Annotated in this window: 11 protein-coding genes; 9 read left to right on the forward strand and 2 right to left on the reverse strand. The window is 53.0% G+C overall.

The features are described from left to right. The first annotated feature begins 267 nt into the window (after positions 1–267). The 9 genes from B7988_RS06175 (at position 268) to B7988_RS06215 (ending at position 10,738) form a co-directional block, all read left to right on the forward strand. A complete protein-coding gene (locus B7988_RS06175) occupies positions 268–1,098 on the forward strand; it encodes a TIGR02147 family protein (RefSeq protein ID WP_088657239.1) in 831 nt (276 codons plus the stop codon). Positions 1,099–1,112: 14 nt separating this feature from the next. Beyond that, entirely contained in the window at positions 1,113–2,753 is a 1,641-nt protein-coding gene (locus B7988_RS06180) for an FISUMP domain-containing protein (protein ID WP_088657240.1), read from the forward strand. A gap of 137 nt (positions 2,754–2,890) precedes the next feature. Beyond that, positions 2,891–3,646 (forward strand): geranylgeranylglyceryl/heptaprenylglyceryl phosphate synthase, encoded by a 756-nt coding sequence (locus tag B7988_RS06185; RefSeq protein ID WP_073323057.1) that lies wholly within the window; start codon positions 2,891–2,893, stop codon positions 3,644–3,646. A gap of 154 nt (positions 3,647–3,800) precedes the next feature. Then, positions 3,801–4,079 (forward strand): hypothetical protein, encoded by a 279-nt coding sequence (locus B7988_RS06190; RefSeq protein WP_073323059.1) that lies wholly within the window; start codon positions 3,801–3,803, stop codon positions 4,077–4,079. An 11-nt stretch (positions 4,080–4,090) separates the two neighbouring features. Continuing rightward, entirely contained in the window at positions 4,091–5,002 is a 912-nt protein-coding gene (locus tag B7988_RS06195; RefSeq protein ID WP_073323061.1) for an ABC transporter ATP-binding protein, read from the forward strand. After that, entirely contained in the window at positions 4,989–5,792 is an 804-nt protein-coding gene (locus tag B7988_RS06200; RefSeq protein WP_073323187.1) for an ABC transporter permease, read from the forward strand. Before B7988_RS06195 ends, B7988_RS06200 begins: the two co-directional genes overlap by 14 nt. After that, positions 5,789–7,426 (forward strand): ATPase, T2SS/T4P/T4SS family, encoded by a 1,638-nt coding sequence (locus tag B7988_RS06205; RefSeq protein ID WP_088657241.1) that lies wholly within the window; start codon positions 5,789–5,791, stop codon positions 7,424–7,426. The genes B7988_RS06200 and B7988_RS06205 overlap by 4 nt, the downstream gene beginning before the upstream one ends. A gap of 9 nt (positions 7,427–7,435) precedes the next feature. Then, the gene (locus tag B7988_RS06210) at positions 7,436–8,434 is read left to right on the forward strand and encodes an ATPase, T2SS/T4P/T4SS family (RefSeq protein ID WP_073323065.1); all 999 of its coding nucleotides are present in this window, start codon (positions 7,436–7,438) and stop codon (positions 8,432–8,434) included. Positions 8,435–8,464: 30 nt separating this feature from the next. Beyond that, complete coding sequence (locus tag B7988_RS06215; protein ID WP_170930553.1) at positions 8,465–10,738, forward strand: patatin-like phospholipase family protein; 2,274 nt, start codon at positions 8,465–8,467, stop codon at positions 10,736–10,738. 63 nt (positions 10,739–10,801) lie between these two features. Here B7988_RS06215 and tsaD read toward each other — a convergent pair whose 3' ends face one another. Continuing rightward, the gene (tsaD, locus tag B7988_RS06220) at positions 10,802–11,809 is read right to left on the reverse strand and encodes a tRNA (adenosine(37)-N6)-threonylcarbamoyltransferase complex transferase subunit TsaD (protein ID WP_073323069.1); all 1,008 of its coding nucleotides are present in this window, start codon (positions 11,807–11,809) and stop codon (positions 10,802–10,804) included. After that, a complete protein-coding gene (locus B7988_RS06225) occupies positions 11,806–12,813 on the reverse strand; it encodes a hypothetical protein (protein ID WP_073323071.1) in 1,008 nt (335 codons plus the stop codon). The genes tsaD and B7988_RS06225 overlap by 4 nt, the downstream gene beginning before the upstream one ends. Positions 12,814–12,844: the final 31 nt, after the last annotated feature.

Raw genomic sequence — 12,844 nt, forward strand, 5'->3', positions numbered from 1 at the left:
ATGAGAACTCCAAAAGGAAAAGCGAGTCGTTGTTCGTCCTTCGCTCCGACAATAGACTATCGGTCTGTTGCCTCCGCTCGGCATTCTGCATAAGAAATGTTTTATGTCGTAAAAATTGCTAATTTTTGATAAAAATAGAAAAATGTTTGAAATTTTGCTGAAAACATAAAATTTATGTCATAAAACTATTGATTTTTTAAAAATCTTTGTTTATATTTAGAATGAACTTAGCTTGGACCGGTGTTTCGGGGGTTAAGAGGAGGACAAATGAAAGATATACTTGAATATACGAGCTACCGTCAGTATATTGCGGATTACTACGCCGAACGAAAGGCGAAATCCGCGTTTAGCTGGCAGGAGTTCGCAACCTTGGCGGGGTTTTCCTCGTCGATTTTCCTTAAATATGTAAGTGAGGGACGCTATAATCTGGGCGAAGCAACGGCCGTGCGTGTGGCTACGGCTATGAAGCTTGCTGATTACGAGTGCGACTTCTTCGTGGAGCTGGTCAAGTTCGACCATGCAAAAACGGATGCCGAAAAGAAGGCCGCTTACGGCAAGATGATTTCGATTGCCGAGGCGCACAAGGCGAAGGTCCTGGAAGGGGATTCGTTCCGTTTTTTCAGTGACTGGAAAAATCCGGTCATCCGCGAACTCGCTCCTGCCATGCCGGGGGCAAAACCCTTGGCCCTTGCCCATGCCTGCCGTGAAAAGATAACGGCGGCCGAGGTGAGCGAAACCTTGAATTTCTTGGTCAAGGCGGGCCTGCTCCAAAAAGACGATGCCGGCAACTATACGCAAACCGAAAAGTCGGTGACGACTGGCCCTATGGAAGTAACGCCTGTCGCCGTTCGCGGGATGCACCGCCAAATGGGCGAGTTCGCCCTTGACGCAATCGAGGGAGTTCCGCAAGCGGAACGGCATTTTTCGGGTGTTACGCTGGGCGTTACGCACGAAGCTTATGACGAAATTGTGCAAGAAATTGCTGAATGCCGCAAGCGCATCATTGCTATTGCGACTAGGGATTCTGCTGTCGATGAAGTGTACCGCTTGAACATGCAGTTTTTCCCGATGACAAACATCAAGGGTTTAAAAAAATAAAACGAGGAGGACTCATGAACAACTTAAAAAGACAAATGGTCTGCAAAGCGGCGGTGCTATTCGCCTTGACTCTTGCGGCATGTTCCACGGATGACAGTAAACCCGACACCGTGATGGGCGGCTCTGCCGAAGAGACCGGCTTGACTCCGGTGCTTGCCGATATTTCGGTGGGTGGCAAAATGGCGAATATGCCTTCGCTTGTCACTCCGAACGGTAATGAATACGATGAGAACACATCAATTCAGCTTAATGTATCGCTGATGAAGGTGTTCGAATTGGATTCGTCGACTTTGGATACGACGGGAGTTGTTTATGAAGGCGCCTTTATAAATGGATCCGGAAAATTCGAAATCGACAGCGTTACTTTTAACAGTCCGTATGCGCAATTCGAAATTCACCCCAATCGAAATAGTGATGATTGGTACGACGGCATCTGGTACAAGGATTATGTCCCGTATCTGGCCATAGTGGATTTGCGCGAGACTAGGAATGTGAATGTCAATGTAATGACCTACTTGGAAGCTTACCGTTTGCGCTATCTGGTGAATTCGGGTAAAACCTTTGCCGAAGCAAAAGCGCAGGCTGACAGGGAAGTTCTCGCGGCGTTTGGAATCGAGGGTGTTCCATTCAATTTCGAAAAGAATGAACATGCTGCAGATTCTGATGTTGTCGATGTCCTGAACTTTGTGGGTTTGTACTTGGGCCCATCTTTGAGCAAATCCAGCGTTGAATCGTTGGCGCAAAAGTTTGGCGAAGACGGAACGTTTGACAATATTGACGAAGAGACGAAAAAACTTTTTACCGCATGGTCGTTTAGCAAACTGAATACTATTGTGAAAGAAGACGCCCAAGGCGTTTTGAAAATGTCCGAGCTGTCCAAAGAAATCAATACGAACTTTGCGATTCTTATGCAGGGCCTGGAAGAATGTACTGCGGAAAAAGAAGGTGCCGTTATTGAAAATTCGGGTGTCTTGTTCAACTTTGTCTGTACGTCGAAAAAGTGGACAACTTCGGTCAGGCAGGCTCCCTATGTTGCGGGCTCTATGACTGACGAACGCGACGGAAAGACATACAAGACGGTGACGTACACCTTGGAAAACGGAACGCAGACATGGTTTGGTGAAAACCTGATGTTCAACAGCCCCAATGGTTATTACTCGTTGTCCGAAGTGCTTGCGCTGGATACCTCGATTGTGATGGTGTCGCTTGATGAATGTCTGGCAGAAAGCGAGGTGCCGTCACTTTGCGATACGTTGCATGCCATGGGCAATAACATCAACTACGATAGAATGATGGCCGCAATCGATTCTGTTGAAAAGGCCACTGGAACTTATCAGGGTGTTTGCCCTGATGGCTGGCGTCTTCCGAATGGCAACGATTGGGAGAAAATGTTTGGCTTTGTCAAGGAATCGCTGGATCTTGAAGCTTATGCACTTGCGGACTACTTGTTTGCCGCTGGATTTGGAAACGTGACCTCGAAAGATGGCGGCAAGGAAGTTTGGACCTATTATGCGGTAAAGCCCGATAGCGCGTATTCGAACCCTCGGGCATCGATGATCATGTTCGAAAGCTATGGAAAATGGCTCGTACAGCAACGTGCGCTGTGGTCTGACCGAATTATCCAGTTGAATGTGCGCTGCATCAAGGACGAATAGCGAATTTGGGGTAGAGAACAACGAGAGAACGAGAAGGTGGGCTTCGGCCCGCCTTCTTTACTTTTTTTGTGGCATGGAGGAAACAAATAATGTATCTTTATGGTATCTTGCGGAGTAGACGCAAGAAAAGGAATTGTATGAAACCTGGGAAGACTGAACTTCGCCTGAACGCTGAAATCGAGAAACGCGGTGCGCTTTTTGCCGTGCTGCTCGACCCCGATACATCCGACGAGGCCGCGTTCGTGAAGGCGGGTGCGATGGCCGCCGAGAACGGCGCCGACCTGCTTCTGGTGGGCGGTTCTTATCTGGGTAACTTCACGCTCCCTAAGCAGGTGGCGGCCCTCAAGGCCAACGTGGACCTGCCCGTGGTTCTTTTCCCGGGTGGCGCTTCGCAGGTGGTTCCCGGTTTCGACGCGATGCTCTTCATGACCCTCGTGAGCGGCCGCAACCCGAACTACCTCATTGACGAGCAGGTGCGCGGTGGCGCGCTCGTGCGTGCGCTCAACATGGAAGCCATCCCGACGGCATACCAGCTGATTAACAGCGGCAAGCGCACGACGGTGGAATACATCAGCGGTACCATGCCCGTACCCGCGAACAAGCCCAAGCTCAGCATGGTGAACTCCATCGCGGCAGAACTCATGGGCATGCGTTACGTGTACCTGGAAGCGGGCAGCGGCGCCGAAGAGCCCGTACCCGTGGAACACATCGCCTATACCCGCAAGGCGACCGAGATGACCATCATTACCGGCGGTGGAATCAAGGACCCGCAGACTGCAGCAGTTCGCGTGGCTGCCGGCGCGAACATCATCGTGACCGGCACGCTTTGGGAAAAGGTCGAAGACCCGAAGTTGCTGGCAGAATTCGCCGCCGCAATCCACGTGAAGGGCTAAAAAACTTCGCTCTTTTTAAATGTCATGCCGGCCCCCGAGCCGGCATCTCCTATTTTATAGGCTTTTTTGGGGCGCGGCTTTTCCTTTACTCAAATATTTGTGTATTTTTCTTTATAAAGAAAGAGGCACCGAAAGGTGCTGTTTTGAGGTATCTATGAAAAAACTCGTGATTGTGACTTATGTGCTCCGTGCGCTGGGTTTTGTGTTAGTGCTTTTGATGCTTTTCGGACACAGCATTGTCCTGAATATCTTCCCCGGTCTCGAGGGCCAATCGATCAATCCGCTGTTCTATACCGGCGTGGCATGCTACGCCGTGGGTGCGATTATCCATTTCTTTATCAAGAAGCAAGAAAGGGAAGAACGCCGCAAAAGGGAAATTGAGGAAGCCTCGGAACGTGCCTTTGGTAAAAAGTCCGACGATTCGGACAAGTGATTGGGTTGTTTATGATTAAGATTGAACATTTGCATAAGACGTACCGCAGCGGTTTCTTGATGAAACCGAAGCTTGCGCTTAAGGATGTGAGTTTTAGCGTAGAACCGGGACAGGTGTATGGCTTTATCGGGCCGAACGGCGCGGGCAAGTCTACGACTATCAAGGTGCTGACGGGCCTTTTGAATTTTGATTCGGGCAAGGTGCTGGTGAACGGAATTTCTCCGCGCAATGTGAAGAGCCGCCAGTTTATCGGTTATTCGCCGGAACAGCCGTACTTCTACGATTATTTGACAGGCCGCGAACTGTTGCAGTTTTACGGCAAGCTTGTGGGGCTTTCTGGTGCCGAACTGGACAAGCGCATCGACTGGTCGCTGGACCTGCTGCATGCGAACAAGGACTGGATTGACCGTCGCCTGCGTTCATATTCCAAGGGCATGATGCAGCGCGTGGGCATTGCCCAGGCGATTCTTGGCAAGCCGAAACTTTTGATTTTGGACGAACCCATGAGTGGTCTTGACCCGATGGGCCGCCGCGACGTGCGCGAAGCCATTATGGAACTCAACCGCACGGGAGTGACGATTTTCTATTCGAGCCACTTGCTGAGCGACGTGGAAAGCATTAGCCATAAGGTCGCGATGATTGTCGATGGCAAGATCGTGCGCGAAGGAACCGTCGACGAGATTACGGAATCCTGCGGCGTGGAATACCACGTGCGTACCCGCGAAGCGATTCCGCAGGCTGAACTGCCCGAAGGTGTTAGTCCCGCTGGCCATCCGCAGGAATGCGTGTGCGCCGACGATGCCGCCCGCGACCGCCTGTTGCGTTACTGCCTGGAAAAAGGAATTGCTGTCGAGCGCATGGACCACAAGCGCCCGAGTCTCGAAGATATTTTAACAGAGGAGATTGCCCGTGCAGACGCTTAAGCATATCGGCATCATTGCCCTCAATACGTTCCGCGAATCCATTCGCGACAAGATTCTCTATAACATCGGCTTTTTGGCGATTGCGCTTACCTTGTTTAGCATTGTGCTTGGCGAATGGTCGGTGTTCGACCGCGCTTACGTGATCAAGTCGACGACGCTTTCGGTGATGAGCCTTTCGGGCCTGTTGATTTCGATTTTCGTGGGCATTAGCCTGGTGCAAAAGGAAATCCAGCGCCGTACGGTGCTTACGCTACTCTCGAAGCCCATTAGCCGCGCCTCGTTTATTGTGGGCAAGTACTTTGGCTTGCTTGCGGTGGTGGCGGTTCACCTGATGCTTTTGACGGCCATCTACTACGTGATGCTGTTCCTCACGGGTTCTGCTCCCACACTTAGCCTGCTTACGGCTATCTACCTGATTTTCTGCGAGATGGCGGTGGTGATTGCGGTGGCGCTTTTGTTCAGCAGCTTTAGCAGCACGGTGCTCAGTGCGCTGTTTACGCTGGGTGTTTACTTTGCGGGCCACTTGAGCGACCAACTTTTGGAACAGGTGCGCTTTGCGACCCGTATGGGCGAACTGAACGGAACATCGAGCATGCTGTTCCAGAAGGCCGCCGAAGTCATTCACGCAATCTTCCCGGGGCTTTACCGCTACAACGTGACGACTTACGTGGTGCACGGCGTGGCTCTCCCCGATATGTACGTATTCTGGAATAGCATTTATGCGCTAGGCTACATCGGCGTATTCCTTGCGATTGCAAGCTGGTGGTTTAGCCGGAGGGACTTCCTATGAGAAACCAGTACATGGCAAAAGTCCTTGTGCATAACAAGGTCGTTACTGAAGCTCAGGTTAAAGCCCACTGGGGTGAAATTACCGACAAGAAAGATATTGGCCAGGTGCTGGTGGATGCAGGAATCCTCCCGCCTCCGATGTACATCAAGGTGCTCGCCTTTGTCAAGAATTTAGAGGCCAAGGTCGCCGCCGAAGGCGGTACTGCTCCGGCTGCAGCACCTGCAAGTACGGCGCCCGCTAATGCCGCGCCTGCTGCTCCGCAAAAACAGTCGACCGCGCGCTTTGAAGCGCCTCCGGCATCGTCACCGTCTGTTGCGCCTGCTGCACCGCAGCCAGCGCAGTCCGAAGGCTTGCAGATCGAAGGCAACAGTAGCCTGTATGGCGAAGTCTCGACCTCCAATGTGGAAGTCGAAGCGGTCGCGGGCTTGGAATCGACTAGCATCAGCACGGTGCAAGTGCAGGCCGAGGCCGAAGAAGAAACTTCGGGCGAAGATTCCGAAAAATTGCCGAGCCGCTTTGCGATTTTGACAGGTGAGGGCGCTCCGGTAGAAGCTCCCGAAAAGATTCGCCCGATGACGAACCTGTCGCAGATTATCGCTTTTGCCCGCAAGTTCGGTGCGACGGATATCTACCTGTACGCAGACCGCCCGGTTGTCATGCGCCAGTCGGGCGCACTCTTTGTGGCCTCGGACGACGCCTTGGATTTGTCGCGCATTAACGAACGCCTAGACGAAGCTTCCAAGGGTTTTTCGGACGGCTACAAGATTGTAGTCGGCAAGAACTTTAGCAAGACAATCGGTCTTGCCGGTGTTGGCCGCGCCCGTATGACGGTCACGTGGAACGACACGAATCCAAGTGTGTCGATTCGCGTGATTCCCCAAGAATCGACTACGCTCGAAAACCTGTATTTGCCTGCGTTCTGCAATCAGTTTGTGGAACTCAATAGTGGCCTTGTGCTTGTGGCAGGCCCTGCCGCAAGCGGTCGCTCCACGACGATTTCGACTTTCGCCGAAACCATTGCCGCTAACCGCGACGTTTACATTCAGACGATTGAAAAACCGATAGAACGTGTGCTCCAGAATCCGCGCGGCGCGATTGCCCAGCGCGAAGTCGGTTTGCATGTGCGCTCGGGTATCGAAGGCGTGGAATTTGCGATGCAGAGCGGTGCCGACGTGATTCTGTTCGACTATCTCGAAACTCTGGATGAACTTTCGATGCTGTTGCGTGCTTCGAACGCGGGCGCCTTGGTGTTCGCGGTGACGACGGGCAACAACATTCACGCTCTGCTTTCTCGCTTGCTTTCGTCGGTGTCTGCCGAAAAACGCACGGCCTTTGCGAATTCCTTGGCCGAACAGCTCAAGGGAATCATTGTGCAGCACTTGATTCCGATTGTGCAGAATCAGGGCCAGGTGCTTGCTGTCGAAGCCGCCAAGATGAATTCAACGATGGCGAACATGCTTCGCCGCGGAGAAATCTCGCAGCTGTCCGCTTCGATCAGCAGCCAGAAAGATCAGGGCATTTCGCTTGACGATTCCTTGCAGAAGTGCGTGGAATCGGGCTACATTGAAGGTGCCGAGGCGTGGAAACGCGCCTGCGATAGTCGCCGTTTCGCCGCTTACAGGGTTCAGAACTAAGAGGATATTATGGCTACAGAAATTGAATCTTTGCTGGAATATACGCTGAATGTGGGCGCCTCCGAACTGGTGATTACCGAGGGTGCAGCCTCTGCAGTGCGCTTGGCGGGGAAGGTTTGTGCCATTCCCGATGCTCCTGCTGTCGAAACGGGCTCGCTTCGTAACTTCTTGAATTCCATGGAAGGCGAATCGGGTACGGTCATGGGTGGCCCTTGGTGTGGTTCCAAGTGGCGGGTGCGCTACAACCGTACTGCTTTGGGTAGCTCCGCAATTTTCCGCCCGGTGCTCGATGAATGCCCGGACTTTACGGCGCTTGGCGTGCCGGAATCCATGATGAACTTGCTCGGCATGCGTTCGGGATTGGTCGTGTTCAGTGGCCCTGCTTGCAGCGGAAAAACGACGACGGGTACGGCTTACGTGTCTGCACTTTGCCAGTCGGGTATTTTGCGCGTGAGCCTGTTGGACCAAGAAGCCGAAATGCCTGTGAAACAAGGCGACAGCCTGGTTCTTGAAAATTCGACGGGTACGATTCCTGAAAAGCTGGAACAGGCGCTTCGCAGCGGAATCGACCTGATTTGGCTTGGCAATTTCGAAGGCCTGTCCTTGATTCCAGTTTTGCGCGCTGCCGAAGCGGGCGCCCTCGTGGTGCTTACCGTGACGGCGGGTAACGCCGTGGGCGCGCTGGATGCGCTGCTTTCGTCGGAATCGCTCGAGAACCGTGACATGGCCTGCAACATGCTTGCCTCTGTTTTGAAGGCGGTGGTGGTGCAGCGCTTGCTGCCGGGTGCCCAGGGCGTTGTGCCTGCTTGGGAAATCCTTTACGGCACGCAGAACGTGGCATCCAAGATTCGTAGCGGCGAATACTATGCGCTGCCCTCGATTATTGCGGCCTCGGCATCCGAAGGCATGATGCTTATGGACGATTGCCTTGCAGAACTTGTAAAGGCTGGCTATGTTTCTCCGGACGACGCCGTTCGCGTTGTTTCAAATCCGGCTCGCTTAGGGTAATTTGTGCGGAATGGGTTAGGCAAATTTATAGTGATAATTGCGCTATGCGTAACAGGGGCTTTCTCTGCCGAGAAAGGCTCTGCTGGGAATGTACCGTCGCTTGATTTGCTGAAAGCCTCGGTAGATTCGATTGCGGCGGCAGATACGGTTGCAAGAGCGGTTGCGGCAAAGCCGGATTCTTCGCTCAAAACGGTCCTGTATCTGGGCGGTGGCGAACGGTCGCCATGGTTCCAGCTGGGCGTTTTCTATGCGATTGAAGAATACGGCATTCCGGTAGATTCCGTGGTCGCGACTTCTTGGGGCGCCTGGATGGCGGCTCTCTGGACTCGCGGCGTTCCGCTCGATGATATCCAGAAGATTATGCTGGACTCGGCAATTGCTCCTTTCGTGGGCCATGACCTTGCGGCCCCCGCAAACAAGGCGGGGTATCGCGAGGTGGATTCTTACGAGCTTCCGATTTCGGTTTCGGGAATTCCTTCGATGCGCAAGCGTTTTGCGCTGACCATGGATTCGGCGTTCTCGGTGCATAGCGATTCTAAATCGCTCACGCCAGATTCCATGCAGGTGGTGCGCTCTCTTGCAAAGCTCCGCTTTCAAGAAAGTCTTTACCGCCAGCGTTCCAGGATTCAGATTCCGTTTGCAGTACAGTCTTGCGAATCGGGCAAGGCTGTCGTTGTCGGAAATTCGACGCAAGAGGTAATTGCCTCGCTTCCGCTGTGGAAAAGTCCGAAAGATTCCTCGGAGAATGTATCGGGTGAACTTTGCCCGTATTACGCGATGCCGATTGAAGACAATGCGCAGGAACTTTCGATTATTGTTGTCGCAGACCCGCTGCGCGCCCCGATTGTGGGCGATGAACGAACCCGCTTGATTAAGCGGCACGCCTCTGAGATTTTGGCAAGCCAGCCGGGAATCATTGTGCGCGCACATACGATTCTCGATACCGCTCGCGCGGCGTGGATCCAGTCCGGATTCACTTCGTTCGAGAAACAGCTTGGCAGCTTCAAGGTGCTTAATGGACGTCGTCACGCCTATTCTGCGGACCAAAAAGGAGCGATGCCTTGGTTCAAATTTGAACCCTCGTATGACAGCCTTTCGTCTGAAGTGCAGAATGCGGTAAAGTCGTACTGGCTCGAGTCGGATACGGGAATGGTGGCGCCCGAAAATTTTGCGCTGAACCTGTTGCAGAATCCGGCGTACGATTCCTTGGATTTGAACATGCGCCCGAGCGGGCATGTTACGGTGGAATCTTCGGTGAAGCCGGTTGTCGATTTTGCCGTGGGCGGATTCGGTTCGAATGCGTTTGGTCCGAATCTGTACGGAGAGGCGTCTGTTCATTATGTGGATCATGTCGAAATTGAATTGGTGATGGCCGGGTTCTGGGGTGAACATTCTTACGGGTTCCGCCCGCGTTTGAATATTTCGAAATTGTGGAACCGCCATTGGGATTTGCAGTTCGGTTACGATTACTTGAAGCTTGTGCCGCTGAAGGGCTTTAACGGCAACACTCATCGCTGGCTACGCATTTTGTCGGAAGAACGTAGCGACTTGATGATGGACCTTTTGTATACGGTTGATAGCCGCCAGCGTGTTTCGGCGGAATTCAGGTTCGGTTCCAGGTATTATGATTTGGATTCTGCCTACTATGGTAACCGCGAAATGAAGGCGTATCCGGTTTCGCCGATGTTGCATTACCGCTACTTGAATGGCGAAGACGACAACTGGTTTGCGAATAACGGCTATGCCTTGAATGTCTGGGGCGGCTTTGAATCGATTGGCTATGACGACGGCATTATCGATGTGGTGCCCATTTACTGGAAGCTTTTGGCCGATGCGCGCTACACGATTTCGCCAGTGCGCTTTGTGACTTTGACGGCTGCGGCAGCGGGTGCCATCGAACGTTACCATGACGAAGGTCATGGCTATGTCTCGCCGAAATCCTTTGACAAACCCCCGCTGGATGTAGCGTACCGCCAGCATGCGGCGGCGACACCTTGGTCCACCGAATGGTACAATCCGGAACTTTCTTCGCATGAATATGCCATGGTGCGCTTGAATGGCGGGTTCCATGGCGATTATCTGGGTGCATGGATTTTTGGCGCTTACTACCACGACTTTGAAGATAGCCCATATGCGGATCTGGATGCGGACAAGTTCGTGCTTGAGCCGGCGCTGCGCTTTGCGTACAAGTCGGTTACCCTGTATGCGGGCTTAAGCCGCGTGGTGGGTTACGGGACATTTGGTGATTTGACTCACCTGAGCGGATACAATTACTTTGTCCGTGTTGGTGACTACAGTTTCTAATCTCGGAGTTTAAAATCCAAACTCCGAATTCTAAACTCTGAATTCCGAACTCCGAACTCCGAATTAAATAGCGAGCGGCATCCAGGGCTTGACTTCGTTGACCGAGGTCAGCTTGCCTTGCAGTTTGCGGCGGATAGCGGCTGCCGCAATCATGGCGCCGTTATCGGTACTCAGACTGCGTTCCGGAATGCAGAATAGGATTCCGTGCTTGTCGCAGTAATCTTGCAAGCGTGTGCGGAGCCAAGCGTTGGCGCTTACGCCGCCACCGACCACGAGTGTTTTCATCTTGGTCTTTTTGAGGGCGGTGATCGTCTTTGTGACGAGGCTATCGACAATGGCGTCTTCCAAGGAGGCACAGATGTCGCCGATGTTCTTCTGGATGAATTCCGGATCGTGCGTTTCGGTGTAGCGGAGTACGGCCGTCTTTAAGCCGCTAAAAGAGAATTCGCAGTTGTCGTGCACATGGAGCGCGCGCGGAAAATCTACAAACTTGCGGTTGCCATCTTTGCCGAGGCGGCTGATGGTTGCGCCTGCGGGGTACTTGAGGCCGAGCAGTTTTCCGCACTTGTCGAAGGCTTCGCCGGCGGCATCGTCGCGGGTGCGGCCGATGCTTGTGTACTTAAAGCCAGGCTCTTCGAGCACAAGTTCCGTGTGACCGCCCGAAACGGTAAGCGTCAAGAACGGCGGCTCGATTTCGGGGTGCGTGAGCCAGGCAGCGGCCAGGTGGCCTTCCAGGTGGTTCATGCCATAAGCCGGAATCTGCAAGTCGCGGGCGAGACCCTTGGCAAAGCTTGCGCCTACCAGGAGCGGTCCCATAAGGCCCGGGCCCGTGGTGTAGGCGATAGCGTCAATATCCTTGAGTTCGATGCCGGCTTCCTTGACGGCGGCTTCTGCTATCGGGGAAATCTTTTGTAGGTGTGCGCGTGCGGCAATTTCGGGAACGACACCGCCATAGAGGGCGTGTTCGTCAATTTGACTGTAGAGCGGATTCGAAAGGACTTTTACAGGATCGTCTTGCAGTACGGCACAGGCGGTTTCGTCACAGCTGGACTCAATTCCAAGCCAGATCATGGAGCAACCTCTTCAAGCGAGTCTGCGGGAGCGGCAGGCTTTGTTTCTTTTTTGCGGAGCGTTACCTTTTCGGGTTTCAACTGGATTGCCTTGATAGACATTTCGCGGTTGATTTGGGCCGGGAGCGAAAGCTTGACGGTCGGCGAAAGGCTGTCGGCGTCTTCGATGGCGAATCGGTTGAATTCCATCGCCAGTTCAATGTTGTGCGAGGTAATCGAATCAAGAACGGTTTCGCCGCCAGTAATTTCGACCGAAAGGGTCTTGGGTTCCAGAGAGTAAATGCTCCTGTCGAAAAATCCGATCAGGCTTACGGGTATGCTGTCGTATGTACGGGTGGCCATCTTCTGGATGTTCACCGTAATCTTGACCGAGGAATCGCTGGGCGAAACGAATGCCGGGAGCATGCTGAAATCCAGTGGAATCGTGAATTCCTGGCTTGCGCGCAGCGTGTCGTGGAAAGACGAATCGGTCGGAATATCGATAATGCGGGTGAGCGCGTTGCGGGCACCAGATACCAGCAGTTCTTCGGGTGTGATCGTGGGCTCGTCTGCAATCAGGTAGCCCTGCGCCGCCGTGAATGTCGCGATAGACTTGATAGGGACGTTTCTAGTGATGCGGGTATCGATATCAAGGTCGACAAACAGAAGCTGGTTTTCGGGTTCTACAAAGCGGATGTCGGGAAAGCCGGCGGCTACAAAGTTCTTGCTGTCCAGGTGAATGCGCTTTGCGCCCAGTTCGGCTTGCTGCAGGTCTACGACCATGGCGATGGAATTCTGCTTGGGGTCGCTTACCAGGTTGTTCAAACGGATCAAATCCCACGACTTGCCTTCGACCGTAATATGCAAACTATGCGGCGGTTTCGAGGCAATTGCCATGGTTTCGGGGAGTTTCACAAAGTTCAAAGGCACGTTCACCGAAAGCTGGAAATCCTTTTGCGAGATCACCAGGAACCAGAGGGCTATGCCAAATATCAGTGCGGTTATTTTTAGAACGATGTTTCCCATAGAACTCTCGAATGACTGCCTAAAATTTAGT

Source organism: Fibrobacter sp. UWB1 (assembly GCF_002210325.1).
Taxonomy (GTDB): domain Bacteria; phylum Fibrobacterota; class Fibrobacteria; order Fibrobacterales; family Fibrobacteraceae; genus Fibrobacter.

What these genes read in the sequence shown, in the direction of transcription:
- B7988_RS06180 (WP_088657240.1), top strand. Translation starts at nt 1,113, where the DNA reads ATGAACAACTTAAAAAGACAAATGGTCTGCAAAGCGGCGGTGCTATTC.
- B7988_RS06225 (WP_073323071.1), bottom strand. Translation starts at nt 12,813, where the DNA reads ATGGGAAACATCGTTCTAAAAATAACCGCACTGATATTTGGCATAGCC.
- B7988_RS06210 (WP_073323065.1), top strand. Translation starts at nt 7,436, where the DNA reads ATGGCTACAGAAATTGAATCTTTGCTGGAATATACGCTGAATGTGGGC.
- B7988_RS06205 (WP_088657241.1), top strand. Translation starts at nt 5,789, where the DNA reads ATGAGAAACCAGTACATGGCAAAAGTCCTTGTGCATAACAAGGTCGTT.
- B7988_RS06175 (WP_088657239.1), top strand. Translation starts at nt 268, where the DNA reads ATGAAAGATATACTTGAATATACGAGCTACCGTCAGTATATTGCGGAT.
- B7988_RS06195 (WP_073323061.1), top strand. Translation starts at nt 4,091, where the DNA reads ATGATTAAGATTGAACATTTGCATAAGACGTACCGCAGCGGTTTCTTG.
- tsaD (WP_073323069.1), bottom strand. Translation starts at nt 11,809, where the DNA reads ATGATCTGGCTTGGAATTGAGTCCAGCTGTGACGAAACCGCCTGTGCC.
- B7988_RS06190 (WP_073323059.1), top strand. Translation starts at nt 3,801, where the DNA reads ATGAAAAAACTCGTGATTGTGACTTATGTGCTCCGTGCGCTGGGTTTT.
- B7988_RS06185 (WP_073323057.1), top strand. Translation starts at nt 2,891, where the DNA reads ATGAAACCTGGGAAGACTGAACTTCGCCTGAACGCTGAAATCGAGAAA.